We start from the raw sequence: 26,465 nt of genomic DNA, 5'->3' as shown, positions 1-26,465 counted from the left end.
TTTGAAACTATTTTGTTCTTTCATCTTTTTTTGAACGGTGTTTATCGAGTTCAATTACATCGTCTTCAGCAAATTCAGTTGAGTAATTAGGAATAATGGTTGATCGCTTGTCTTCTTTTTCATTAAAAAGTTTATTTTTAAGATAAGCATGAAATAGAGGCTCACTTAAGGTAATGAAGAAAGTTGTAAACAAGGTAGCCAAAAGTATCGAGCTATTTCGGTCTGCGAAAAAGATCAGGCCTAATATCCAGAGCATTAAAAAGGTAAGACCAAAATCCAAAATCGATGCAATGGCATTTCCTACTCTTGGCATGATGAATAAATCACCGACAAAGTAAGCGATCGGGGTTACAATCAGGCTAATAATAATGATGTCCACCAAAGTGGCCCCTACAGCAATTGGAAGTACAGTGACATTAATGGCTGTAATAATCAGTAATTTAATCAAAAATGGTTTTACGTGATTCATCCAATCCATGTCTAGTCTCCTTTATTAGTTCGTAATTGATATCTTTGTTTAATATCACCTAAAACAGAAAAAATATAAATTTTTATATTTCAGAAACGGGAAAAAGTAACCCATCTTAACCTTTGCGCGATCAAAAGGTAGAATGGGTTACTTTTTTGTGTAGAGAGACAAATGTCAGAAAACCGGCATACCTGAATCTCCTAAAAGTATATATGATAAAGGTAGTTGGAAAGGGGGAGGGCTAATTTGAAGAAGCGGATCGTATTACTGTTAAGCTTTTTGCTGCTATTACTGCCGCTGCAAAGTTATGCCATGACAGAAGAAAGTATCCCGATGACGAAAGACAATGTGCAAGCTTTTGCGGAGGACTATTTTACTGAAAGAATGGAAGAGTTTCAGATTCCGGGTGCGGTCATTATTGTGGTGAAAGATAACGAAATTCTTTACCAACAAGGATTTGGTTATGCCAATTTGGAGAAAGGTCTTCAGGTTGATCCAAGTCAGTCGTTATTTCGAATCGGCTCGGTGACGAAGCTGTTTACCGCCACAGCGATTATGCAATTGGTTGAACAAGGTTTGATCGATGTCGAAGCGGACATCAATGAATACTTAACCGATTTTCAAATTGATACAAAAGCTTTTCAACCGATCAGAGTGAAGCATCTTTTGACACATACACCTGGTTTTGATGAAAAGATCATTGGAATGGCAGCTCGTGATTATCGTGACCGCATGCCGTTAAGGGAGTATGTAAGAGAACATCAGCCCGAGATGATTCGTGAACCCGGTCAGTATGTTCAATACAGCAATTATGGTATGGCGTTATTGGGCCTGATTATTGAGGAAGTTTCGGGGCTAACTTATGAACAATATATTGAAGATCATATTTTAAAACCGCTCGATATGAATAATACACATGTGATGATGAATCCAGCTGTTGAGGAGAAGATGGCTCGCGAATATTTTCCAATGGGGGACACTTATCAGGAAGAACCTTTATATGATTTTCACGTTTATCCTGCTGGCTCGATGATTGCTACAGCTGAAGATATGGCAAAGTTTATGCTGGTTCATTTGAATGAAGGAACTTGGAATAATACGACGGTATTAAACGAAGAAACAGCGAGACTGATGCATGAACGTCAATTCTCTCAGCACCTGAACGTCCAGGGATTTGGTTATGGCTTTTTTGAGCGATTACAGAACGGCCATCGATTTCTCGAACATGGCGGAAATACAGGTGGAACGAATAGTATGCTGACGATTGATAAGGAACGGAATATTGGGGTTTTCATCTCTAATAATAGCTATACAGGGGCATTGGTGAGCTATGAATTTCCGTCAGCATTCATTAATCATTTTTACCCGATGAGTGAATCTGCGATGGCGGTCGAAAATACGGATTCTTCGGCACAAGAAAATAATCTGAAACGCTACGAGGGCAGCTATACTACGAATCGTTACAGCCGTGAAGATGTATCGAAAGTAGTGCTGGCATTATCTCCTCCGATCAAAATCAGTACAGAGACGGATCAGTCATTGCTTGTAAAGTATTTTGGTCAAGAGCATACATTTATCCAAGTTGAACCGCTAGTCTTTATGGAAGCCGGGACTGGACAGTATATTGCTTTTGAAGAGGATGACAAAGGGAAGATTACTCACTTATTTTTTTCCGATAGCTTTGTCTATGAAAAAGGTAGTTGGTATCAGAATGTTTTGCTGCATGGAATATTGATCGGGCTGTTTGTGTTGCTATCAGTAATAACGGGGCTAATCTTGATTTTTACATTGATAAAGAAATTTGTTAGAAGGAATAAAGAAAGCCTAAGCCCAGCGATTGAAAAGAATCAAAGCTGGTATAAAGATGCCGGAAAGCTGAACATCATGATTTGTTTGAGTTTTTTACTCTTTTTCGTCGTTTTGGTTATCGGGCTCACGCAAATGACTGGTGCTTCTGCTGTGTTTTTAGAACTTCCTATAGCGGTGCAATTCGCGTTTTATTTGCCATTACTGACGATCTTGTTTGTCATCATACAAGGGGGTGTGTTGCTACTTTCTTGGTTGTCTAAATCAGGGTCAATATTTAAACGACTGTATTATACGGGTGTTTTGTTTTTGGCGGTCAATGTTTTGTTTATTTTGAGGTATTATAATATGTTTGGGATATGATAGATATGGGTGCCCCAGTAAGGTGATGTGAGAAAGTAATAATGGTGTTATACGGGAGTGGTAGAGATGACGGGTAGCAGTTACCACAAATAGACAAGTGTAGAAGTTTTTTTCAAAAAAAAAGACCTTCCTTAAAGAAGGAAGGAAATAACTTAGTCTTACCAACCTATTATATAACTACGATTAAATTTCTAATTTTTTGAGTGTACGGTAGTTAGTAATATATGGATAGCTGTTTGTGTCAGCCATCATCGGCCCTGCGGAGAGAAATCTCTTGCATGGCTTTTTATATGCGCGGGTTTGGCGGCAAGTTTAATGTATAATAAGCTTAAGCATAGATAACTACATAAAAAATGGTGAAAGGATGATCAACATTGGATTTAGGTTTAACGAACAAATCGGTATTAGTACTGGCATCTAGTCAAGGATTAGGAAAAGCGATCGCGACTAAGTTTGCTGAAGAAGGTGCAAAGGTGATGATCTCAAGCCGAAATGAACAGCAATTGCAGGAGACAGCGGAAGCGATTCGAAGTGCAACTGGAAGTGAAGTCCACTACCAGGTATGCGACATTAAAAATCCCGAACAAATAAAAGAATTGGTTAATAAAACGGCAGAAGCATTTGGTACGATTGATGTGTTAGTCAATAATGCAGGCGGGCCTCCCCCGGGCGGGTTTGAGCAGTGCACAGATGATGAATGGTACCACGCATTCGAGTTAAATTTGTTAAGCGTAGTGAGAACAATTCGTGAAGTGCTGCCGCATATGAAAAAGCAGGGTGGAAGAATTGTGAACATTACCTCTTCTTCGATCAAGCAGCCAATTGACAATTTGTTGTTATCGAATACGTTCCGAATGGGTATTGTGGGACTTGCGAAAAGTTTGTCACAGGAATTAGCTCAATACGGCATCTTAATCAATACAGTTGGACCTGGCCGGTTTGCAACATCAAGAGTGGATGAACTCGATCAGGCAAGGGCGGCAAAACTGCAAATGACTGTTGAAGAAGTAAAAGAACAGGCAAAACAATCGATTCCACTTGGCCGTTATGGTGATCCGGAAGAGCTGGCGAAGTGTGTTGTCTTCTTATGTTCAGAAGGGAATATGTATGCAACAGGTCAAGCGATTGTTGTTGATGGCGGAATGACGAAGGCTTATTGATTATGAATAAAATAGGAAAGGCGCTCTTATTCACACATAAGGGTGCTTTTCTATTTGTTTACACAGAATTTTTTGAGATATGCTAAGATTAACCTATTAAACGAACAAGGAAGGCTAACTTTAATGAGATACAGAGTGTTTCTATTACAATTGGTATTGCTGCTCGTTTGCTCAACAGTCGCGGTGGCAGAAGATCAGGCAACGTCTGAACTCCGTGTTGCCTTCGATCCTTATTTAGCCCCAATCCAATACCTCGAAGACGGCGAGGTGAAAGGGTTTGCGATTGATCTGATGAATACGATTGCCCAAAGAAATGATATAACGGTTATTTATCTTCCTATGACGATACAAGAGAGTTTACAGGCGCTTAAGGATCATGAGGTTGATATTATTTTAGGGCTACATTTTTTAGATCGCCAAACGGTTGCTGTTGATTACACCGATCCTTATTTCACCTCTTCAATTGGATTGCTCGTTAAAGCGGATGATGAGGAAATTCGCGGGATGAATGACTTACATAGAAAAATGATTGCGATCCAGCGCGGGACGCTTGAGTATGAATTTCTTAGAAATATTCGAGGTGTGAGATATAATACAGTAACAAATCAGGAAAACGGCTTGAAGCTTCTTTTTCAAAAACGTACCGATGCGTTTGTAGGCGATGCGCTAGTGACTGAAACACTGCTTGAAAATTACGGGTTGAGTGATGAGTATACGTTTATTGGTACTCATCTATTACCGATTGAATATTCAATGGCCGTAAATCTTGGCAATTACTCATTGGTTCGTATGATGAATCAAGGGTTAAGAGGGATGAGGAGCGATGGCACGTATACTGAACTATATAATCAATGGTTCAAAGACAATGACTTCACCAATCTGTTAATCCTAGTAATTGAAGTGATCGCCGTCCTGTTAGTGATCGGCTTGGTGTTATTCGGGCTTGCGATAAGGTGGAACCGAAAATTAAAGAGGGAAGTAGAGAAGAAAACAAAAGATTTAGCTGCGTTAAACCGGTCGTTGAAAAAGCAAATGGTTGAAGAGCGGCGATTACGGGAACAAATCATTGAACAAGAAAAAAGCAGAGCGCTCAGTCGTATAGTGGCAGGAATTGCTCATGAAATCCGAAATCCTCTGACATCGATCAAAACGTTCGTTGAGTTACTTCCGAGAAAATATAATAATGAACGATTTCAAAAAGAGATGAATACGCTTGTCCCTAAGGAAATTGACCGGTTAAATCAATTAATCGAAGGACTTATTAATTATGCAAAACCGCAAAAGATAAACAGGGAGCCAGTCAATCTTGATACGTTACTACAAGAAATCCTCCTTCTTTTTACAACAGCTATTAATAATAAAGGCTATGAAATAAAATCAAAGATTGACCCCAATTGTAGTATTGAGGTTGATCGCAATCAATTAAAACAAGTTATTATTAATTTAATCATTAACGCAGTAGATGCCATGGATGAAAAACAGTCCCAAGAACTTTTACAAATTACGATAAACGCCTATCAAAAAGCAGAGAATGTCTATATTGAGGTAATTGATGAAGGAGTTGGGATGACCAGTGAAGTGCTGCATAATGTGTTTGAACCTTTTTATACGACAAAAGCAAAAGGGACAGGGCTTGGACTATCGATTGCCAAGCAATTTGTGCAAGAAAATGGCGGACGGTTCACGATCGAGAGTGAACAGGGAGCGGGGACCATCGTTACGTTAATTTTTGAAAAGGCAGGGGGAACGTATAAATGAAAAAAATCTTAATCATTGATGATGAACCAGCGATATGCTCTTCCCTTTCATTTGCGTTAGAGGACGATTATGAAGTGACAACGACAACAAATCCAGAGGAAGGAATAGCGTTGATTCAGGAGGATCCGTTTCATATTTGCTTATTAGATTTAAAAATTGGCAGTGTGAGTGGAATCGATGTTCTCGTTCAATTAAAAGAGATCCAAGAGAACCTGATTGTGATTATGATTACGGCTTATGGCGACATTACGACATCGGTTGAAGCGCTGCAAAAGGGAGCTTTTTCGTACCTGACAAAGCCGATCAATATGGACGAGCTTTTCACAACGATCGAAAAATCACTTCAATTTTTAGAGTTAAATGATCGGGTTGACTATTTATCGAAGGAGTTAGAACGCAAATCCACCTTTGAAGGCATGATCACGAAAAGTGAAAAAATGGACAATGTGTTGCAGCTCGTTGATAAAGTGAAGGATGTAGATACAAGTGTTTTAATTACCGGCGAAAGTGGGACTGGAAAGGAAATCGTAGCGAGAGCGATTCACTTTTCAGGAAAGCGAAAAAAAGAACACCTTGAAGTCGTGAACTGTGCCGCAATTCCAGAACAGTTACTTGAAAGTGAATTGTTTGGTTATGAGAAAGGCGCCTTTACTGGAGCGGATACAAATAAGGAAGGAAAATTTCAACTCGCACAAAATGGAACTATTTTTCTGGACGAAATAGGTGACATGCCCTCAGCACTGCAAGCGAAGCTATTACGGGTTCTGCAACGAAAAGAAGTGACCCCGCTCGGTTCCAATAAAACGGTAAAGTTAAATGTCAGGGTGCTGGCCGCTACAAACAAAGACTTGTTGGAGGCAGTTGGTAATGGCGAGTTTCGTGAAGACCTTTATTACCGATTAAATGTCATTTCTATTCACCTGCCGCCACTCCGGGAGCGAAAAGATGATTTGCAGCTGCTTATTCACCATTTTATCGATCAATTTAATAAGGCGATGGGGAAACAAGTGAAGGGCATTACATCAGAGGCAAAGGAACTTTTTTATCAGTACAGCTATCCCGGCAATATTCGCGAATTGGAGAACTTAATTGAAGCAACGATGGTCATGTCAGATGGGCCATATATTGATGTGGCAGATCTACCGCCGCAATTGCGAGATGTCGATCGGCAAATTGAAAAAGGCAAGTCATCTCTTAACGCTTACCTTGGCTTGCCATTAAAAGAAATCGAAAAGCAATTTATTCTAGCAACACTGGAGTATAATGACGGCCATCGAAAAAACACGGCAAAAATGTTAGGGATTAGTGAACGAGGATTAAGGGAAAAACTAAAGACATATCAAAAGGAATGAAAAACGGCAAAAAAGTCCCCATGCGGCACTTTTTGCCGTTTTTATTTTCTTCTGAAAAATGAATGCGGTTTCAACACGGCGGTTTGTGGGTGTTTTAAAAGTTGGCACGGTTTTTGCATAATGAATAGGTGAAAGATAAATAAAGGGGGAAATAGACATGAAGAAACTTTTCTTATTGTTTACAGCATGTATTCTAATTCTTGCAGCATGTGGTGGAGATAGTGGTAGTGAACCATCAGGTGATGCGGGAAGCGATGATTTATTTATTACAATTGCCACTGGAGGAACATCTGGTGTTTACTATCCAATTGGTGGAGCGATTTCAAACTTACTAGAAACAAATTTAGGACATGACACATCTGTACAAGCAACTGGTGCATCTGTTGAAAACGTGAACTTATTAGATACAAATCGTGCGGAAATGGCGATTACGATGGCTGATACCGTTCTTCAAGCATACGAAGGAAATGGTGCATTTGAAGGGGAAGAGCCAAAAGATAATTTACGCGGCTTAACGGCTTTATATCCGAACTATGTACAAATCGTAACAACAGCGGACAGAGGAATTGAAAGTGTTGAAGATTTACGTGGAAAACGTGTTGGTGTTGGAGCACCAAACTCTGGTGTTGAATTAAATGCCCGTTTAGTATTTGAAGCACATGGCATGTCTTATGACGATATCGAAGAAGACTATTTATCATATAGTGAAGCGATTGATCAAATCAAAAATAACATGATTGATGCAGCGTTTGTAACAAGTGGAATTCCAAATGCAACAGTGATTGACTTATCAACAACAGCAGAAGCAGTGATTGTTCCAATCGAAGAAGATGCAGCTGACTATTTAGTTGAAAACTATCCTTTCTTCTCAAAAGGAACGATTCCAGCAGGCGCTTATGATAACGAAAACGACATTCCAACTGTGGCAATCATGAACTTATTATTAGTCAATGAAAGCTTATCAGAAGACGTTGTCTATGAAATGACAAAAGAAATCTTTGAAAACATTGAAGCAGTACAAGCTTCACACAATGCAGCAAAAAACATTACGCTTGATACAGTAGCGGAAGGGATGCCGGTTCCATTCCATCCTGGTGCTGAGAAATACTTCAAAGAAGTTGGCGCAATCGAATAATTGAAGTAAGGAGGAGAGAAGGCGCATTCCGGTGCGCTTTCTCACCAATACTTTTATGAACGTAAAAAAGATCGTCTTACTTTCTATTGCAGTTATGATCGTTTTGTATGCAGGTTATTGGACAATGACTCATTCTACGCAGGAACTTGTGATAAGAGAACAGCATAACCATAAGGAATACTTTCGAATGGCTGTGAGCGAAGGCGATGAATTAACGATGTCCTGGATTCATTCGGTTGAAAAAACGCCTTGGCTTGAAGTGTACGAGGTTACAAGTGATAACAAGTTGCGATTGAAGGAAACGCGCTTTCAATCGTATGGTGCAGGGGTGCCGGAACATATCGACGGTGATCTAAAAGTAGTCGATGGTTATACGGTGATAACTGGTATAGACACGGATTTTCCAAATTTGCAGTGGCTTCATTCACAAAAAGCAAATTTTACGTTCTATTTGAATGATGAACTTATTTTTGAGGGGATTGATTTGCCTCATCATATCCCGATGGAAATTAGAATTGAAAAGGAGTGAACAGTATGGAAAAGGTATCGAGTACACGTGAACCACAACTAGATGAACAGCAGCAAAAATTGTTAGAAAAATATGATAGTGAATCAAGATTTCGTGTTTTTGATAAAAAATCGGTTGCTTTAATTGTTTCGATCATTGCGATTGGCCTGTCATTATATCATTTATATACGTCTTATTTTGGAATGCCTGTTACACTTAAGCACCGTTCGCTTCACGTAGCAGCAGTTGTCGGATTAATTTTTCTTTTATACCCGGCATATAAAAAGGCAAATCGGACAAAACTCCCGTGGTATGATGTGATCTTGGCAATGCTTGCGGCAAGTACGTCTGTCTACATTTTCGTTGATTACTCAGGCATTATTCAACGCGGAGGACTGCCAAATCAGCTTGATCTTGTTTTCGGTGCAATTTTAGTTGTGCTTGTTTTGGAAGCGGCTCGACGTGTTACTGGCTGGGCACTGCCAATATTAGCGATCTTATTCTTTTTATACGGCCTTTTCGGGCGGGAGCTTTCAGGTATTTTTAAGCACCGCGGCTATGAGTGGCAGGATTTAGTCAACTTCATCTACGTCACAACGGAAGGGATCTATGGGACAGCCATCGGTGTATCGGCAACATACATTTTCCTATTTATCCTGTTTGGTGCGTTTCTTGGAAAATCAGGAATGGGACAATTCTTTAACGATTTAGCGCTGGCGATTGCAGGGCAAACAAAAGGGGGTCCTGCAAAAGTTTCCGTGATTGCGAGTGGTTTCTTAGGAAGTATTAACGGTGCAGCGGTAGCCAACGTTGTTACAACAGGAACATTTACGATTCCATTAATGAAAAAGATTGGCTACAAAAAGGATTTTGCAGGTGCCGTTGAAGCTTCAGCATCTGTTGGCGGACAAATTTTACCGCCGATCATGGGGGCCGCAGCCTTCATTATGGCCGAGGTTCTAGGAATTCCTTACAGTACAATTGCGTTAGCAGCACTATTACCAGCATTACTGTTTTACGTTGGGATCATTACCCAAATCCACCTTCGTGCATCAAAAGAAGGGTTAAAAGGCATTTCGCGTGACAATTTACCACGGATTAAAGAGGTAATGAAAGAGCGCGGTCACTTATTAATTCCGTTATTGTTCTTAATGTACATGTTATTCTTTAGTGGAAAAACGATTATTTTCTCTGCATTTTTAACGATTATTGTAACGGTTGCTGTAGCGATGCTGAAAAAGACAACAAGAATGTCGCTGCAGGATATTCTTGATGCTCTTGAGCAAGGGGCTAGAACTTCAGTTGGGGTTGCGATTGCCTGTGCGGCAGTAGGAGTGATTGTCGGTGTCGCAACATTAACTGGTTTTGGTCTGAAACTTGCAAACGGTATCGTCATGTTAGGTGGAGAAAGCCTATTCTTAACATTACTGTTTACAATGATTGCTTGTATCGTACTCGGAATGGGCTTACCAAGTATTCCGACCTATATTATTACAGCAACAATGGCAGCTCCTGCTCTAGTTCAGCTGGGAATTGAGCCGCTTGTCGCTCACTTATTTGTTTTCTATTTTGGAATCTTTGCTAACATTACACCACCAGTAGCACTGGCATCCTTTGCAGCTGCAGGGATTTCAGGTGGTAATGAAATGAGGACGGGATTCGTTTCGATGAAATTAGCGATTGCTGGTTTTATCGTTCCGTTCCTGTTCGTTTACAATGACTCACTTCTGCTCATTAACACGACATTCACAGAAGGTGCACTTGTTTTAATTACATCTGTGGCAGGTGTGATGATGTTAGGGGCGGCGGCAGAAGGCTACTTTATGACACGCATGAATGTTGTTTTCCGTATCGTTCTCTTTGCGGGTGCGATCCTGATCATGAATCCGAATGGGCTGCATGATGTGGTCGGTCTTATCATCGTTGGACTTGTGGTATTTTTACAATGGAGAAAGGCAAAAAGTGAAGAGCAAATGAAGCTGGAGGAAGTGGCTTCGTAGGATAGTGATGTAGATAGAGTTGCGCTCATCTCTCTTTAGGGGAGGTGGGCGCACTTTTTTGTTTTTAGGTGGAGGGATAGCACTGAGGTAGTGGGGCGGGATTGCGTCAAAAGAGAAAGAGGACTCAAAAGAGAGTCCTCATTGATCGTTTCCTGCCGGAAGGATCGCAACACCGCTTTCTTCGTAACAGTCATAGCAGACAAAGTCATCATCATTGATCAGTGATCCTTGTAGTGGAGTAATATATTGATTGCAACAGTCACATTTTTGTTCCATGTATACACCTCTCTTTCTGCTTTTATCTCAAGCTTATGTTCAATATTATTCTGTTTTCCCTAAAGTATGTCCTTTTATTTTCCAAAAAAGACCTCATTGGAAATTGGGCATATGCCTATACAATCCTACTTATGCAAACATAAATTGAGTGTAGTTAGAGGAGGAGGTATAGATAATGGAAAGATTATTTGGCGGGTTTCATCATGGACATGGAGGCTACTATCCTGGACACGGCTATCATCATGGGCATGGAGGCTATCATCACGGGCATGGTTATCATCATGGACACGGCGGTTATTATCCGGGGCATGGCTACCATCATGGCCATAGTGGGTATTATCCTGGTTTCGGTTTCCATCACGGCCACGGCGGGTATCATCCAGGACATGGGTTTCATCATGGGCATGGAGGCTTTTATCGTTAATCATTTAAATGAGGAGACAATTAGCGGTGCTTTTGAGCATCGCTTTTTTGCGGAAATGATTGTACAGCACGTGATTTCAAGTTCAGGGATAAATGGACCCCACGACCAAATGAGAGGGGAATCCATCAATTGGTCGTGGGGTTCAAGTGTAAAGGCGTGTCATTTTGAGGTGGCAGGCGTGTTTCACCGCCTACGCTTGTTTCGGTTACGAATGAACGTTGGGACTTCCAAAGATTCTTCAGAATGATCATAGGCACGTCTGTTATCTTGAAATGATTCTTCTGGATGATCATAGGTACGTCTGTTATTATGAATGGATTCTTCTGAATGATCATAAGCACGTCTGATACCATGAATAGATTCTTCTGAATGATCTCGGTAGTTATCTTGAATGTAGTCTTCTGTATAATGCATGTCTTGGCTACGATTATAATTGGGCTGTTCAGAATAATGCAATCCGCGGCCATGTCCGTGAATGGACTGTTCTGAATAATGTAAGCCACGTCCATGATCATGCCCGTGATATACTGGATCATGTTGGATCTGTTGATTTCTTTCGTATTCGTACGGATGAGACACTTCTTTCGGCGACGGCTTTGGAGGTTCCTGTTCAACTGGAGATTCTTGTGTAAATCCAGTCGCAATGACAGTGACGATAATTTCTTCCTTTAAATTATCGTTAATGACCGATCCAAAAATCATATTTAATTCCTCATGTGAAGCAGATGCTACCATATCAGCTGCCTCCTGGACTTCAAAAAGACTTAAATTGCGACCGCCGGTAATATTCATGATCACACCTTTGGCTCCACTGATCGAAGTTTCCAGTAATGGACTGTTTATCGCCTTTTGCGCAGCAGCAGTAGCACGGTTTTCACCTGAAGCGATTCCAATGCCCATTAAGGCCGTTCCTTTGTGGGACATGACTGTTTTCACGTCAGCAAAATCGAGGTTGATTAAACCGGGCACGGCAATCAAATCGGAAATCCCTTGAACACCCTGGCGGAGAACACTGTCTGCTTCACGGAACGCATCCAGCATGTGCGTGTTTTTATCGACAATTTGCAATAAGCGGTCATTAGGAATCACAATTAACGTGTCCACTGATTCCTTCATTTCGTTAATTCCACGTTCAGCATTTAGTGCACGCTTTCTCCCTTCAAATTTAAACGGGCGCGTGACAACACCGATGGTCAGAGCACCAAGACTACGAGAAATTTCAGCAATGGCCGGTGCTGCCCCGGTCCCTGTGCCGCCGCCCATTCCTGCTGTTACAAACACCATGTCCGCGCCTTGTAATACTTCTTGAATCTGTTGTTTGCTTTCTTCTACAGCATTTTTACCGATTTCCGGATTGGCACCTGCGCCTAATCCTCTTGTTAATGTTGCACCAAGTTGGATCTTGATTTCTGCTTTTGATTGGTAAAGAGCTTGCGCATCTGTATTAACGGCAATAAATTCTACCCCTTCAACTCCATCCTCGATCATCCGGTTGACTGCGTTGTTACCACCGCCGCCAACTCCAATGACTTTCACTGTGGCGAACTGGTCTATATATGGATCAAAATAATCCAAAACTATCATTCCTCCTCAATTATCCTAATTCCAATTGACTCTCAGCTATTCAAGAGAGTCCAAAACCTTCTCTATATTGTTCGTAGTTTTCTTTCCATTTACGTGTGTAGAAGGAGATTTAGTGGAAGGATTTTGCTGTGGAGGGATATAGTTTCATTGAATGCTAGATTAATAGTGAACAAGGTGAGGAATTGAAGTGGGGATTATGTTCGCGGACATATGGTACGTTATTTGTGACAGAATCAATGGTTTTAGGAGTTAAGCGGACATATGGTACCTTATTATGCAATTCTGGCTACTTTTTTGTTGTGAAATCGGAAAATAGCGGATCATATGTCCGTGAACGGTTACATAGAGGGCATTTTTTTGAAAATAGCGGATCTGATGTCCGTTTCATGATGACAACAAAATAAAGGCGGATCTACTTTACCTCGTAGATTCGCCTTTTTGATAGTTTAGTGCTTGATTTTTATAGTTCTAGAAATGAAGATTGCTGTTTCTGCTCTTGTAACGGGCTGGTTTGGTCGGAATGTTTTATCCGTGTAACCGGTTGTGATGTTATTTACTGCTAAGATTTGGATATACTCGTGTGCCCAATGCTTCTCAGGAAGGTCTTTGAAATCGATCGCCGTTTCACCGGTAAGTGAGAAAGTCTTTACGAGTATTTTTGCCATTTCGGCTCTTGAAATTGGCTGTTCAGGGTGAAATCTGCCATTTGTCCCTTCGAAAATACCAGCCTGCGTCAATTTAGCAATGGCATAATACTGTGGATGATTTTCGCTGACGTCTTTGTAATTTGGATTTGGTGGTACAGCCTGGTCAAACGGTACTGCACTCAATAAGATTGCTGCAACATGAGCGCGGGTGATCGGTTTATTCGGCTGGAAGAGACCATTGGAAAATCCGCTGATAATGTGATTTTCGTAAAGGAAAGCAATGTCAGCATAAGCTGGATGATCTAATGGGACATCTTTAAAAATTGGTTTTGCTGTTTTATTTTTTGCAGTAATTGCTTTGTAAAATTCCTCAGCAATGGCTTCATAGCCTTCTAAGCTTGGATGAATGTCTTGTGGGTTAGGGAGGTAGCGTTCATAATTTGCTGCAAAAGGTTTGGCAGTCGGCACATAGGTCACGCCGAATTTATTGCTGACAGCTAGAATCGTATTATTTAAGTTTTCCAGTAAACTATTCAGGGTCGGCTGAAGCTCTACAGGGTGATAAGGAAACGGATTATAATACCCCATGATATAGATATCAGCTTCAGGATTGATTGTTTGAATCGCTGTTACGATTTTCGTTATGTTTGTTCCGATGTCGGTCAGGATGCCGGAAATGACTGCCGGATCTACTGAGAGATTTTGATCGATCGGGCCAATTGCTTTTAATAGATCATTGGCTCCGACTGTTAAAGTAATCAGATTTGCTTTTCTAATCGCTTTTTGAATGTTTTCTTTGTTCGTTTGGATATCATCAACAATATTAGCGCTTGTATACCCGGAAGTGGCGTATCCTTTATTAAAGGTGTTTAAATCATGGTGGAGCTCAAGTTTTTCAGCCAGGAAGTCAGGATACCCTTTATCGAATTCGCGATAAGGTGTGACCCCAGCTGCAAGTGAATCACCTAATGCGAGATAATCAATAACATCCTGATTTGAATTTGCATGTGCGTTATTCCACGGAGCAAAACTAAGTGAAGAAACTAAAAGCAGTACGGCAAGAAAAAAAGATAGTGTCCTTTTTTTACTACTAGTTCTCATTCCAAATCTCCTCTCATCATTAAATCAATTATGTATATTCTTCATTCGGGCGATTTATCCTCTAAATAAAGTGATAACACTGTTAAAGTTTGAGGAGACCAACTAATAATGTCAAAATGCATGATTCATTGAAGCAGGGGAGCATTGTGCTAGAATAGATTCGTAGTGGTAGTTGAGTTCGCGGACATATGGTACGTTATTTGTGACAAAATGAATAGTTTTAGAAGTTAAGCGGACATATAGTACCTTATTCTATCAATCTCACTACTATTTTGCTGTGAAATCGGAAAATAGCGGATCATATGTCCGCGAAAAGTTACATAGAGGGCATTTTTTTGAAAATAACGGATCTGATGTCCGTTTCATGATGAGGCAAGAAGCATCGAACAAAGTGTAGTTTCAAAAAGGAGTGAATAGAGTTGGATCAGAATTTGTTTCATACGATTAATGGGTTAGCGGGCAAAAATTCAACCATTGATCAATTGATGATGTTTATTTCATCTTATTTTTTATACGTCCTTATTTTTCTCGTTTTATCATTATTATTTTGGAAATCGACGAGGAAGGCTGGAGCCATTGGGGGCATCAGCATACTATTTGGCTTAGCTTTGAATTTGGTCATCGCGCAATTCTATTACCGTGATCGTCCATTTGTTGAGTCCGATGTAAATCTATTGATTGAAAAAGGGATCTCGGCGTCATTTCCAAGTGATCAGGCTACCATTGGCTTTATCTGTGCATTTGTTCTGTTAACGGTAAATAGGAAAATGGGCAGTGTGATCCTTTTTCTTGCAATCCTTCTAGGTTTTTCAAGGGTTTATGTTGGTCATCATTACCCTCTTGATGTTCTTGGCGGGTTTGTTGTTGCAGCCGGAGTCACATTTCTTAGTTTGATGATTGGAAAAAAAGTGTTGAGATCAACAAGAGGTAAGCGTGATGTGGGAGTTTGATACCGGAGAATAATCGAGTTGGATTCGGTGCGCTTTAAAAAGGAGAAGATACCCTCGGTAAGGAGAGTATCTTCTTTGTTTTTTATTCATCTTTATCAGGACTATTAACCATAATCCCTGCAACTTGTGTTAATCGATCATAGAAAGCCAAACCAGCTGGTGTATCATACAGACCAATTTCTTGAAAAGCTTCTTTCATGCATCGAAGCCAGCACTGGGCACGTTTCGGTGTAACTTCAAAGGGAAGGTGTCGCTCTCTCATGGCTGGCGGTCCAAATTCCTGACTGTAAAGGGCAGGTCCACCTAAAAATTGCGGCAGAAACATACGCTGCTTTCGTTTGATTTCTTCAATGTCTCCCTCAAACAACGGTCTAAGTTCCTCATCGTCATATACACGCGGATAAAAAGCATCAACAAGCTTGTCGATCGTTTCTTGTCCTCCAATTTCTGAATAAAGTGTTTTAAAGTTAGATTCCATTGTTCTCACCTCTTTTTTTAAAATTATAATAAATATAAAGTAGACATGTCGTGACATTGGTCACAAATCGAGAAGTATTTTTTACTGAAAATGGGAATTGGCTGATAAACTTGTTAAATTCGCTGATAAATGATCAAAATTCGCTGATACACCTCCGAATTTGGCTGATAAAAATTGCAGCTTCTATTGATGTTTTTTTATGTGGACAGTTAGTTGTATTTGTCTTTGATAGATACACAATATGTACGATTCCAAGTCAGTTAGTTCTAAAAAAATAAAAAAAGACTCCATACTCACAAAAGGGTGTGATTATGGAGCCTGTTATTAAAATGACATTACTCAGCAATGTATGAACAGCAATAATCTACGACAGATTGGATTTTTAACTGAAATGTTTGATTAGCAGGTACATAGAAAACGCCGCTTCCCTCAATAATATGCCAGTCTTCATCTTGTAATTTATATTCTAAATTCCCGGCTAGAATCTCCATTTCTTCTTTAAGGTCAGTGGAGAATTCGTACTCACCAGGTAACATAATTCCCAGAGTTTTTTTCGTCCCATCTTCAAAGATAACTGTTCGACTTGTGACCTTCCCATCAAAATATGTATTGGCTTTCTTGATGATTGAAACATTATTAAATTTTTCCATTGCTTACTAATCTTCCTCTCATATAAAAGTACTCTTAATTTATCATAAAACTTCTGTCAGGAATAGAAGAAATAATTTGAATATATAAAAAGTAATTGAATAATTAATGGTACAAGACAAACGGGTCAATCCCTACCACAATCGAAGTCGCTGAAATTTTGAGGAAGTATGCGAAATTTTACGATGGTGGAAAGCTTGTGAGAAGAGCGATAGCACCAAAGGGATAAAAAAGAGGGGTGCTCCCCTCTTTTGGGATGGCTTAGACGCAAGTGAACGAATCACCAATTGTTGCTCTTAACCTGCGCAGTGCATATCTGCGGTCATATTGTGGACTTTTTCGCAATATATATGGTGTAGCAAAAAGTAAATAAGTGGAGGGATTTAGCAATGACCATTTACTTCTGGAATGACGACGAGAAGGTAACGTGCATCTTAGATTCAGAAAGAAAAAATCGGTATTTGCTAAATTGTTCCTGGGATGCTGGGAAACCGAGTGTCACGTATATCATGTTTAATCCGTCCGAAGGTAATGAACTGGTGGCAGATGCAACGCTCAGAAGAAGTGCAAACTTTGCGAAGCGCTGGGGCTACGGTTCAATGAATGTTGTGAATCTTTTTTCGCAAATATCGAAGAATCCTAAAGATGTAGCCATCCCTTCATTAAGTGAAAAAGTGCGGAATGAAAGATATATTATGAAGGCAGTCTCAGATTCGGAGTGCGTCATTTTTAGCTGGGGTAAGCTTGTGAAAGATCATCAGGATATGGTGGAGGAGGTTACCAAGCTCGTTCCTGCTGAAAAACAGTTCTGTATTAAGAAAACAGAGGATGGACTCTATCCGAGGCACCCGTTATTTTTGCCGAAAAATTATAAGCCGATCCCTTGGTGAGAAGGAGTTAAATGGTAGTTGGCTGATAAATTAATAGTGTTGTTATACTCAGAATAGATTATGTATATCTGATGGACAAATATATGCTGTTTGTCTTTTAGGGGTGGATGAAGGATAATTAGATATGGGAGAGTGCTCTATGTATGTGCTATAGGGCATTTTTCTGTTATTTTTAAAGGATTTTTAAAAGGTTTATTCACTTATCATACATTGCGTCGTTATAATGAATTTAGAAAAAAGCGCAATATTACGATGGTAACTAGAGATCGCTAGAATAAGGAGTCATTTTTCATGTATAAATACCTTTCCTGGGCAGCTGTTGTTATGTGGATGTCCGTCATTTTCTATCTCTCTCATCAACCAGCTGCATCATCAAATGAGCTGAGTGGAGGAGTTGTTGAAGTTATTGTTACTACAATTGGAACAGTGACGTCTAGTAGTGTTAATACTGAGAATTTTAATTTTATCGTTAGAAAAAGCGCCCACTTCCTTGCGTATTTTTTGCTGGGAGTATTAGTGTTGAATGCACTGAGGTCAAACGGGCTTCAAGTGTATCGCAGAATGGGACTAGCCTTTTTGATTTGTGTTGGGTATGCGGTCTCAGATGAAGTGCATCAAATTTTTATTCCTGGTCGGTCAGGGGAGATAAGAGATGTCCTCATTGATAGTGCAGGGGCGGGGGTAGGGATCGGCGTGATGTGGTTGCTTGGCAGGATATTCAGGAAAAAATCAAGCTGAGCAGAGTATAGAGGTAGTAGTAATTGTGTGTTTTTTCCTGAATATGGTAGCTGGCTGATAAACGGTGAGAATTGGCTTATAAAATGAACTGGAAGTCTATTTGGAGTAACTAAAAGCGTCCAATAAGGCCCTGCTAACCTGATAGCAGGGCCTTATTCATCACATTACGGACTTTTTTTGAGGTTCCGAACCAGAATTATAGAGTTTTCCTGGCAACTCTTGGAGTGATTGGTTGACCATGTCCAGCTTCTTCTCAACTCGGTGCAACAGGTAGAGTGTCACAACGATAGGAAAGCCGTATTCGCTAATGAGCGGGATCCAGACTTCCATTTTGCCTGCCTCCTTTAGTAGTGGAATTAGAAAAAGAGGGAGCTAGTCCCTCTTTTGATTATGAGATGTCAATTTCTTCAACTGATCGACCGACGATTCGAGCTTGTTTCTTCGCTATAAGCTCGCCACCGCTTGAAGTGAATGCATTTTGGGCGATAACCGTGTCCATGGCTAACTTCACAGCAGCCGGATTAACAGGTTCGATTGGATCGTCGAGGGCGATCGTCACGTTTTTTCCTTGCTGATTTTCAAAGATCAATTCAATACGCTTGTTCATTGTATAGTTCCTCCTCTTTTTGGTGACAGACACCGCTCGTGGACAGTTTGACTTAGTTTGTCTTTGAGTGGTGTCTGTCACATATAGTGATGTTCACCTATAGTGAATATACGTTGCTGCGGTCCATTTTTTCGATTGGGTGAATTTGTAGTGGCATCAGGGCTAATGCAGTGTTGCGGATTTGATCATCAGTGGCAAGGGTCTTGATGTTTGAAAAGCTTTTGTTGCGGAAGATCGGCTCACCGTTTCCGTTAATGCCAACTTCAAGTACGACAGTTAATCGTGAATTGACTAATACTCCATCCATTGTTATCCCTCCTTTCATACTGTATATATAGGCGAGTGAGGGGAAAGGAGATAAGGATATTAAAATTAAAAAGTGACAATTAAAAAGTGACAGACACCGCCCGTGGACATTTTCATCATTTTTGTCTTTTTGCGGTGACAGACACCGTAAAAAAGGTAGAGACCATATATTACTGGTCTCTACCTTTTCGTTTGAGGTCACTTATTTTGTAGTTGTAAGCGGGATATTGCGCAGCTGTTGCTCTGCATCTTCGTCACGCACGATAAGATAGTGTTGGACATCATTTTGCTCGCAAACAAAAACATCAATATCCTTCTGGTTTCCGGCGAAGTAGATGTGTGTTCCTTGCTCGTTTAGTAAATGAAAATTTTGCAGGCAGTGAGTTGGGTTTTGGTCATGTGGAAGTGTATGTCTGCAAAGCCCGCTCTCATTGCTATGCTTAAAGCCCGCCCCTTCAAGAACATGTAAAATGTCATCAACAAATTGATCCTTTAGTAAGAAATCATGAGTTGATACAGGGTGATTAAAGAAATTAATCTTTAACTCCGTTTGAATCTGTACTTTTTGTTGTCGAAATGTGATTGGTGTGTAATACGGTAAAGTAACGGAAAAAGGTACTACTCTATTTTCGTGTGGTTTGATAACCATCGGATCGGTAATTTTAATTTCAAGGATTGGTTCAGTTATATCGGTAAAATCAGTCATTTCATCATCAAATTTATGAAATTCCGAATCGATATGAATATAAATTTCAGAGATTTTCTGCTCAGCATTTCCTCCAAAAAGATGAACCTCACCTTTCACTTCTTTTCCACGTTCGATTACATTTTGAGATAGTACAGTATTTACTTTTGTAGATCCAATTCCTATAGATGAAAATAGGCGCTCAAACATGAACTATCCCTCCTAAGTTTTAATATGTACATACTTCATAAATATTATGTATGTTATTTATCTATTATATTAGTACAATCCTTACCTGTCACCACACGAAATATAGGAGATTGTGTCGGTATTTCGTACAAAGAGGGGTTAACTGATTGGAAAATTGTATTCGCTGGCGCATAGATGTGGATTTTATTTAATGTAACGTAAGATTTCTGTAACAAAGAATATTCATTCCATTTGTCGGAGTAGAAATGAGTTTTATCTACTTTTGAAACGCTGTAGGATTGTATACCGAAAAGAATTTGGGGAATATGCAAAATATTTTTTACTAGAACTGGAACAATAGTACCCATAAGGATCTCACTTATTAAATGGTAAATAAGGAAATGGAAAGGAGGGTGTTATGAAAACTAATCATAAATTCTTCATCGTTATTTTGATGACGGTAACTATGTTGTTCTTTGTGAATCAGCCCAACCCTTCTTTAGCGAGCAGTGATAATACGGTTTATTTAAAAGGGGGACATCTAATCGATGATAGGACATTAGTTCCGTTGCGGTCGATCTTTGAAGAATTAGGCGCTACAGTCGTATGGGATCAAACTACGAGAACGGTAACGGCTTATAAGGCCGGAAAGACAGTAAGATTAACGATAGATTCGAGACACACAAGTGTCAATGGAAATCATGTTATTATTGATGTGCCTGCACAAATTAAGAATGATAGAACGTTAGTCCCTCTGCGATTTGTGAGTGAGGCCATGGGTGGAAGTGTTGACTGGAATAGTGATTTAGGTATAGCAACGATTTTATCTGGAAATAAGAAAATTGAAGTAACAATTGAACAGATTGTATGGCTAAGAAATCCAGTAACATTTAGAGACGAAGCTGGTAATTGGGCAAACTTTCTTAATTTAACACAAGCAAAAATTGTAAAGGTTACAGAAAATATCACAGGTTCTGTCAATTTAACGGTAGAAGTAAATGGGAAAGAATATACAAGAAGTTATTTATCGCAGTACCATGTAAACGGAAGGTTGAAGCACACTTTCGGCTCAGGGAGATATTTTTTTACGACGAATCCTTACAATCTGTACTATTTCCCGGAATCAACATGGAACGATATAAGACATGAAAGAGTAAGAATCGGTATGTCAGAGGGGGCGGTTTGGTTATCGTTAGGTCTTGCTGATCGTAAAAATCGAAGTGTCGGATCCTGGGGTGTTTCCGAACAATGGGTATATGAACAAGGTACAGGATATAATAACCTTTATTTATACTTTGATAATGGAATACTAACGAGCTGGCAGAACTAATATCAATGTCAGTTGTATGCACAAGAGTAGGGAGAGAAGAGGTCACCTACTCTTTTTTATTTTGGAAACAAAGTAAGGCGCATGATGATATTCCTGATAATGGAAGTTGGCTGATTAATGACTAAATTTGGCTGATAAATAAAGAAAAATAGAGTAACAATGTTCAATTACTATTCTTCGCTTAGTAGTCTTCTCTCTTAAAATATAGAAAATTCTGTACTCACTCTCGATAAATATCCAAAATCTGTTACAATAGGGATTATATCCTATCAAAAAAGAAGGGAGAGTTTTCTAATGAATGGAAAAACTAGAGTAATAGCGTTTTTCTTATTATTTTTTCTAGCATTAACACCAAGTACATATGCGGTTGATCCGCTCGATTTTGATTATGATCCAATTTACGTTTTTATTGATGGGAAGGAGCCGAAATTTACGAATGATCCTATTATAGAAAAGGGGACGACATTAATCGAGTTCCGCCCTGTTTTCGAAGAACTGGGCCTTAAAGTAGGCTGGAATCAAAAATCGAAGAAAATAACAGGGGAAAAATCAGGACTTAAAATTGAAATGACACTTGGGAATAAAACAGCTACTGTGAACGGGAACAAGGTTCAGCTTCAAGTAGCGCCAAAGGTAGTGGATGGTAGAACGTTGGTGCCGTTACGATTTGTTGGCGAAGCAAGCGGGAAGAAGGTTCAGTGGAATGGCAATGTCCGCATGATCCTGATTAATGATGGAAAGTATGAGAAGATCAATACTGCTTTTACAGTAGGTGAATTAAATGACAGCTTCCTTCAAGGTGTAGCGAATGGCCGGCTAGGAGCGTTTGAATATTCGAAGGTTGTTGGTTTACCGCTTGGCGAAGTGGTCAATCGTTACGGTTTTCCAGATGCGAGACATAACGGGACACCTGCATCTGATGATGTCCCATCAATTCGTTATGGAAATTACTTTATTACGTTTTTAGGTAATGATACTAGACAGCATCATTTGAAAAGGCCGTATGCATACGGTTTGAACTTGTTCTTTGATGAGAATGTTACAAACCGTGCCATTGTTAATGCACTTGGAGATCCTGATGATGCTGACTATGGCATGCACGCATATTATACTTATTATCTTGGAAACTATAACCTAGTTATGACCGCTTCAAGTTTAGAGTACTCAGATTACTTCTATTATATGTCAATTAGTAAGTAATAAATTTTAAGTAGGTGTCTGTCACCGCTCGCGGACAGTTTAATAGTATTTGTCCTTTGGTGGTGACAGACACCGTTTTAAAGGCACATTCCTTAACGAGAGGGAAGTGCCTTTTTGTATGGTACCGCGACTTTTGTTGTCATTCGCTGATAAACTCCAACACGATGAATGTATTTGTTGTCTACCATTTATTTAGAGTACTATTAATAGTATGATTCTAGTAAAAAGTCGAGGTAAACGTAAAGTGGGTGCAATTATTAAGGGGATTTTGTTTTTTTCATGGTTAATTCTTCTGCTAAGCGGAATGTGGACGAGTAGTTCTGCTGATTTTATTAATCATCAGGATGTTTCGTTTCAATTTTCCGAATCAGAACGGAGCTGGGAGCGGTTTTGGGAGGTCGTTATTTGGCCAACAGTGAAACCTATTTTGTCATTTCAAAAATTGGTCATTTCGTCGGCTGTTTTATATTAGGTTTGCTGCTTTTTAACTGGCTAGGATTAAAAAAGTTAACGCTAGTCTTTATTCTGGTGCTCGTTACACTAGTTGAAATTAGCCAGGGATTTTTTACAAGAGACGCACGGTTTTTAGATGTGATCATTAATGTGTCTGGGGTAACGTTTGCGATTTTCGTCTATTGCTGGAAGCGAAAGTAATGATAGTGCTATAAAGTTGGGAAATTTCTTTGAGAATAGCCAATACATAATCAACGCCTTAATCATGTGAGAAGTTATTATCCTATGAATAGCGAACAGTCTAACATGTCAGTTTTACCAATGTTGTCACTTTTTGCAGAGGAAATACCACTGACCGTATTCTATTTATGTTATAATCTTCTGAAAAAAGGATGGTGTATACAATGGATGAGGTAGTAAAAGCGATTCAAGACGAATATCCAGATGATTTCGCCTGGTGTTACGGATGTGGACGTTTAAATGAAGGCGGACATCATTTTCGCACGGGCTGGCAAGGGGAACAGACGATAACGATTTATAATCCATCACCTGAACACTTGGCACTTCCGGGTTTTGTCTATGGTGGACTAATTGCATCATTAATTGACTGTCACGGTACAGGGTCAGCTGCCATTAGCTTACATCGAAAAAATGGACATGAAGTAGGAGAGGGAGCTGAACCGCCTCGTTTTGTAACGGCTTCACTAAATGTTGAATTTTTGAAGCCTACTCCACATGGTGTACCGTTAAAAGCGATAGGGAATGTGGAAGAAATTCACCCGAAAAAGTGGAAAGTAACTACTGAAGTCTATGCAAATGACACACTCTGTGCCCGTGGAGAAGTGGTTGCAGTTGTCATGCCGAGTACATTTGCTAATAAATGATAGAATGGAAAACCCACCGGATAATAAAACGGTGGGTTTGTTCGTTGTCCTTAAGAGCTATCTGAAGATTTTGTCCTTGAAATAATAATCGTTGGATTTTCTGCCAGATCAATTTCCTTTTTTAATGAATGGAGTCGAACAACAGGGCGTTGTAAATGTCCTTCAATTCGAGTCACAATGGCTTCATGTCCGGTATTCAAAAGGACATTCGTTCCTGGAGGGTACAACGCAACTCCCTTCATAAAGGAGAGGACAATTGTGTGGAGAAATTTAGTCTCACTTTGCGACATAATCTGTTCAGCAGCGATATCAGGAGATAATTTATTAGTGGAGATTAAGTTTTCATAGCTATTTGCAATATTACATATTTGCGCAAATTGTAAAATATCATTGCCATTAAGTGATCGTGGAAAGCCTCGGCCGTCCAATGTTTCGTGGTGCTGATAGGCGATATGAGCAGAAAGCAGGTTTATTTCTCTATTATTTCGAATAAGATCAAAGCCGGCTTTTGGATGTTCCTCTTCTTTGTTGGTGACTGCTTTTCCAATATCGTGAAGCAGACAGCCGATGGCTAAGTCGCGTAACTGTATATTGTTATATTTTAATTGCTTTCCGATTTGTAATGCGAGCAATGTGACATTGACAACATGAGCAAAATGGGTTAATTCATTTGCAATAGAGGAGGATGGCACTAACATAATCGCTTTTCTTTTTTGAACTTCAGTAATCAGTTTCCCGGCTGTCTGTTGTATGTCGCGTAGAGGTAATGGACGTCTTGAGGCAGCTTCCTGATAGGTTTTGTTCATAATCCCAATTAAATCCATCCAAGTCGGCATGTCAATCATTTCTTCCAATGTAATACCTTCAGACTTTTTATCTTCAATAATTAAATGTGATAACCCAAGTTGAATTAGCTTCGCCATATATTTGGGATGAATATTATTGCCTGCAGCAAGTAAAACTCTTCGTTTATTATCAAAAATAGGCTTGGCTAATTGCATTGTTTTTGGATCATACTGATCGATGGTAATTAACCGCACGAAAATTAACCTCCTATGATTTTAAGATATTGGTACTATATTATCATATAAACGTCGGTTCATTACTCGGTATTAAGTGAAACTCACTACTTTTTCATTAGATACGCCAAAAAATGGACAATATATTGGTAAAAAATACATAAGGTATTTCAATTGTCGTGATGTCTATTTTTGTCGAACCTATATAATTAGTACTATTTTATGTATATAATTAAATCTAGTTTATTAATTGAATTTAAAAATAGTTTCACGATAATAGCAAACTTATTGAAAGATAAGGACGCAAAGCCACGGGCCTAAAGTTGAATAACTATGGCAGCCGGGTTGCCGAAAAAACAAGCAGGGGTGGATACTGTTTTTCGGTATCCATCTTTTTTTTATTATAATAATTAGGAGGAGGATTAATGGGATTCGATGTTAACGCAAACAATCATTGCAGAAGAGCAAAAGATTTATCACGCCTATCAACCTATCTATGATTTAACTGATTGGCAACCTTTGGGGATGGAGGGGTTATTGCGCTCAAGTCAATATTCTAATCCAGTCGAAGCATTTTCTTATGCGCGTAAAGCTAATAAATTATACGAGTTTGATACAGGTTCAATTAAGAAAGCAATTTTAACATATGAATCTGTAAACCATTCTGAAAAGCATGGAAAGTTATTTTTGAATATTTTTCCTTCAACAATTTTAAACTCAATGTTTCCAATCTTTTTAAGAGAAATCATTGACGATAGTAATTTAGACAGTCATCAACTCGTCTTTGAACTTTCTGAGTTAGAGCTCACTTCTAATTTTGAAGAATTAAAAAAGCGAATCTTTCATTTTAGAAAACAAGGAGTATTAATTGCTATTGATGATATAGGTTCCGGCTATTCTAATTTTAAAACAATCATTGAAATTGAGCCTGATTATTTAAAGCTTGACCGTTATCTTTCAATCAATCTCCCCCATTCACCCAAAAAACAATCCCTAATTGAATTCTTTAATGACTACGCATCTAAATATAACAGTCAATTGATATTAGAAGGTATTGAAACAGAAAGTGAACTTGCTATTGCAAAAGCAATAGGAGTCTCATATGGACAAGGTTATTTATTAGGAAAACCAGCAACGTTATAATATAGAAGGTTGGTGCTGTACCTAAAGTAATAGGGGTGGAAACGTGAAACTTCACCCCGGAACTCTTTTGTAAAGTTTATGATGACATTGATGAATGGGTAGTTGCTGAAATGTCCTTATTATGGTAAATTATTATATCTGAGCAGATTCTTTATACAGTGATAAAAAAGTTTTGGAAAAAGTGTTGCGCAAGAATTTGTAATGTGATATATTATTTCTTGTCGCTAAAACAAGGCGATGTCACAAAGCTTCACTAACAGTTAGATGGTGAGCTGAGCGTACAAAATATTTATTGAAAAAAGTTGTTGCGTAGAATTTATTAATGTGATACAATAAATCTTGTCGCTAACAACGATGCAAGT

The 26,465-nt window shown here is 39.3% G+C and carries 27 protein-coding genes, 1 pseudogene and 1 riboswitch; of the genes and pseudogenes, 17 read left to right on the top strand and 11 right to left on the bottom strand.

Features of this window, described 5'->3' with window-relative positions:
- Nucleotides 1-7 precede the first annotated feature (7 nt).
- Entirely contained in the window at nt 8-478 is a 471-nt protein-coding gene (locus ACJ2A9_RS17715) for a YndM family protein (RefSeq protein ID WP_441423014.1), read from the bottom strand.
- Nucleotides 479-715: 237 nt separating this feature from the next.
- Here ACJ2A9_RS17715 and ACJ2A9_RS17710 point away from each other — a divergent pair, with 237 nt between their 5' ends.
- The 7 genes from ACJ2A9_RS17710 to ACJ2A9_RS17680 all read left to right on the top strand — a co-directional run bounded on the left by ACJ2A9_RS17710 (nt 716) and on the right by ACJ2A9_RS17680 (nt 10,551).
- On the top strand, nt 716-2,638 hold the full coding sequence (locus ACJ2A9_RS17710; protein WP_441423013.1) for a serine hydrolase domain-containing protein: 1,923 nt from the start codon (nt 716-718) through the stop codon (nt 2,636-2,638).
- 374 nt (nt 2,639-3,012) lie between these two features.
- Nucleotides 3,013-3,798 (top strand): SDR family oxidoreductase, encoded by a 786-nt coding sequence (locus ACJ2A9_RS17705; protein ID WP_441423012.1) that lies wholly within the window; start codon nt 3,013-3,015, stop codon nt 3,796-3,798.
- Between the two features lie 123 nt (nt 3,799-3,921).
- Nucleotides 3,922-5,556, top strand: a complete 1,635-nt coding sequence (locus tag ACJ2A9_RS17700; RefSeq protein ID WP_441423011.1) for a transporter substrate-binding domain-containing protein — start codon at nt 3,922-3,924, stop codon at nt 5,554-5,556.
- The gene (locus tag ACJ2A9_RS17695; RefSeq protein WP_441423010.1) at nt 5,553-6,908 is read left to right on the top strand and encodes a sigma-54-dependent transcriptional regulator; all 1,356 of its coding nucleotides are present in this window, start codon (nt 5,553-5,555) and stop codon (nt 6,906-6,908) included. The genes ACJ2A9_RS17700 and ACJ2A9_RS17695 overlap by 4 nt, the downstream gene beginning before the upstream one ends.
- A 157-nt stretch (nt 6,909-7,065) precedes the next feature.
- Nucleotides 7,066-8,043 (top strand): TAXI family TRAP transporter solute-binding subunit, encoded by a 978-nt coding sequence (locus ACJ2A9_RS17690; protein WP_441423009.1) that lies wholly within the window; start codon nt 7,066-7,068, stop codon nt 8,041-8,043.
- Nucleotides 8,044-8,074: 31 nt separating this feature from the next.
- Complete coding sequence (locus ACJ2A9_RS17685; RefSeq protein WP_441423008.1) at nt 8,075-8,572, top strand: DUF1850 domain-containing protein; 498 nt, start codon at nt 8,075-8,077, stop codon at nt 8,570-8,572.
- 5 nt (nt 8,573-8,577) lie between these two features.
- A complete protein-coding gene (locus ACJ2A9_RS17680) occupies nt 8,578-10,551 on the top strand; it encodes a TRAP transporter permease (protein ID WP_441423007.1) in 1,974 nt (657 codons plus the stop codon).
- Nucleotides 10,552-10,689: 138 nt separating this feature from the next.
- Here ACJ2A9_RS17680 and ACJ2A9_RS17675 read toward each other — a convergent pair whose 3' ends face one another.
- Complete coding sequence (locus tag ACJ2A9_RS17675; RefSeq protein ID WP_441423006.1) at nt 10,690-10,827, bottom strand: hypothetical protein; 138 nt, start codon at nt 10,825-10,827, stop codon at nt 10,690-10,692.
- A 175-nt stretch (nt 10,828-11,002) separates the two neighbouring features.
- Between ACJ2A9_RS17675 and ACJ2A9_RS17670 the strand changes: the two genes are divergently transcribed.
- On the top strand, nt 11,003-11,251 hold the full coding sequence (locus ACJ2A9_RS17670) for a hypothetical protein (protein WP_441423005.1): 249 nt from the start codon (nt 11,003-11,005) through the stop codon (nt 11,249-11,251).
- Between the two features lie 626 nt (nt 11,252-11,877).
- Here ACJ2A9_RS17670 and ftsZ read toward each other — a convergent pair.
- A pseudogene (ftsZ, locus tag ACJ2A9_RS17665) lies at nt 11,878-12,835 on the bottom strand (cell division protein FtsZ); the annotation flags it as partial.
- A 182-nt stretch (nt 12,836-13,017) separates the two neighbouring features.
- Between ftsZ and ACJ2A9_RS17660 the strand changes: the two are divergent.
- A complete protein-coding gene (locus tag ACJ2A9_RS17660) occupies nt 13,018-13,239 on the top strand; it encodes a hypothetical protein (RefSeq protein WP_441423004.1) in 222 nt (73 codons plus the stop codon).
- 42 nt (nt 13,240-13,281) lie between these two features.
- On the opposite strand, the gene ACJ2A9_RS17655 is transcribed toward ACJ2A9_RS17660, so the two are convergent.
- The gene (locus tag ACJ2A9_RS17655) at nt 13,282-14,583 is read right to left on the bottom strand and encodes an S-layer homology domain-containing protein (protein WP_441423003.1); all 1,302 of its coding nucleotides are present in this window, start codon (nt 14,581-14,583) and stop codon (nt 13,282-13,284) included.
- Nucleotides 14,584-15,002: 419 nt separating this feature from the next.
- Between ACJ2A9_RS17655 and ACJ2A9_RS17650 the strand changes: the two genes are divergently transcribed.
- Nucleotides 15,003-15,533: an undecaprenyl-diphosphatase gene (locus tag ACJ2A9_RS17650; RefSeq protein WP_441423002.1), complete on the top strand. Its 531-nt coding sequence runs from the start codon at nt 15,003-15,005 to the stop codon at nt 15,531-15,533.
- Nucleotides 15,534-15,615: 82 nt separating this feature from the next.
- Here ACJ2A9_RS17650 and ACJ2A9_RS17645 read toward each other — a convergent pair whose 3' ends face one another.
- Both ACJ2A9_RS17645 and ppnP read right to left on the bottom strand, forming a co-directional pair.
- Nucleotides 15,616-16,011, bottom strand: coding sequence for a globin domain-containing protein (locus ACJ2A9_RS17645; protein ID WP_441423001.1), 396 nt, complete (start codon nt 16,009-16,011; stop codon nt 15,616-15,618).
- A 335-nt stretch (nt 16,012-16,346) separates the two neighbouring features.
- Complete coding sequence (gene ppnP, locus ACJ2A9_RS17640) at nt 16,347-16,661, bottom strand: pyrimidine/purine nucleoside phosphorylase (RefSeq protein ID WP_441423000.1); 315 nt, start codon at nt 16,659-16,661, stop codon at nt 16,347-16,349.
- A gap of 387 nt (nt 16,662-17,048) precedes the next feature.
- Between ppnP and ACJ2A9_RS17635 the strand changes: the two genes are divergently transcribed.
- Nucleotides 17,049-17,549 (top strand): DUF1643 domain-containing protein, encoded by a 501-nt coding sequence (locus ACJ2A9_RS17635; protein WP_441422999.1) that lies wholly within the window; start codon nt 17,049-17,051, stop codon nt 17,547-17,549.
- A gap of 291 nt (nt 17,550-17,840) precedes the next feature.
- Entirely contained in the window at nt 17,841-18,287 is a 447-nt protein-coding gene (locus ACJ2A9_RS17630; RefSeq protein ID WP_441422998.1) for a VanZ family protein, read from the top strand.
- 159 nt (nt 18,288-18,446) lie between these two features.
- Here the strand turns inward: ACJ2A9_RS17630 and ACJ2A9_RS17625 are convergent, their stop codons facing one another.
- From ACJ2A9_RS17625 to ACJ2A9_RS17610, 4 genes are all read right to left on the bottom strand, one after another.
- Nucleotides 18,447-18,617: a YvrJ family protein gene (locus ACJ2A9_RS17625; protein WP_441422997.1), complete on the bottom strand. Its 171-nt coding sequence runs from the start codon at nt 18,615-18,617 to the stop codon at nt 18,447-18,449.
- A 58-nt stretch (nt 18,618-18,675) separates the two neighbouring features.
- On the bottom strand, nt 18,676-18,894 hold the full coding sequence (locus ACJ2A9_RS17620; protein ID WP_441422996.1) for a DUF2922 domain-containing protein: 219 nt from the start codon (nt 18,892-18,894) through the stop codon (nt 18,676-18,678).
- A gap of 97 nt (nt 18,895-18,991) precedes the next feature.
- Entirely contained in the window at nt 18,992-19,201 is a 210-nt protein-coding gene (locus tag ACJ2A9_RS17615; protein WP_441422995.1) for a DUF1659 domain-containing protein, read from the bottom strand.
- 201 nt (nt 19,202-19,402) lie between these two features.
- Nucleotides 19,403-20,095 (bottom strand): sporulation protein, encoded by a 693-nt coding sequence (locus ACJ2A9_RS17610; protein ID WP_441422994.1) that lies wholly within the window; start codon nt 20,093-20,095, stop codon nt 19,403-19,405.
- A 397-nt stretch (nt 20,096-20,492) separates the two neighbouring features.
- On the opposite strand from ACJ2A9_RS17610, the gene ACJ2A9_RS17605 reads away from it, so the two are divergent.
- From ACJ2A9_RS17605 to ACJ2A9_RS17590, 4 genes are all read left to right on the top strand, one after another.
- Nucleotides 20,493-21,404 (top strand): copper amine oxidase N-terminal domain-containing protein, encoded by a 912-nt coding sequence (locus tag ACJ2A9_RS17605; RefSeq protein ID WP_441422993.1) that lies wholly within the window; start codon nt 20,493-20,495, stop codon nt 21,402-21,404.
- Between the two features lie 294 nt (nt 21,405-21,698).
- Complete coding sequence (locus ACJ2A9_RS17600; RefSeq protein ID WP_441422992.1) at nt 21,699-22,604, top strand: copper amine oxidase N-terminal domain-containing protein; 906 nt, start codon at nt 21,699-21,701, stop codon at nt 22,602-22,604.
- Nucleotides 22,605-23,009: 405 nt separating this feature from the next.
- Entirely contained in the window at nt 23,010-23,258 is a 249-nt protein-coding gene (locus tag ACJ2A9_RS17595) for a VanZ family protein (protein WP_441422991.1), read from the top strand.
- 203 nt (nt 23,259-23,461) lie between these two features.
- On the top strand, nt 23,462-23,941 hold the full coding sequence (locus tag ACJ2A9_RS17590; protein WP_441422990.1) for a PaaI family thioesterase: 480 nt from the start codon (nt 23,462-23,464) through the stop codon (nt 23,939-23,941).
- 50 nt (nt 23,942-23,991) lie between these two features.
- On the opposite strand, the gene ACJ2A9_RS17585 is transcribed toward ACJ2A9_RS17590, so the two are convergent.
- Nucleotides 23,992-24,981, bottom strand: a complete 990-nt coding sequence (locus ACJ2A9_RS17585) for an HD-GYP domain-containing protein (RefSeq protein WP_441422989.1) — start codon at nt 24,979-24,981, stop codon at nt 23,992-23,994.
- Nucleotides 24,982-25,228: 247 nt separating this feature from the next.
- Nucleotides 25,229-25,313: riboswitch (cyclic di-GMP riboswitch) on the top strand.
- Nucleotides 25,314-25,395: 82 nt separating this feature from the next.
- Here ACJ2A9_RS17585 and ACJ2A9_RS17580 point away from each other — a divergent pair.
- Entirely contained in the window at nt 25,396-26,103 is a 708-nt protein-coding gene (locus tag ACJ2A9_RS17580) for an EAL domain-containing protein (RefSeq protein ID WP_441422988.1), read from the top strand.
- Nucleotides 26,104-26,465: the final 362 nt, after the last annotated feature.

This window comes from Anaerobacillus sp. MEB173 (genome assembly GCF_052119505.1).
Taxonomy (GTDB): domain Bacteria; phylum Bacillota; class Bacilli; order Bacillales; family JBJMAU01; genus JBJMAU01.
Note: the sequence above shows the minus strand (reverse complement) of the source record. Positions and strands in the feature narration are given on the sequence as shown.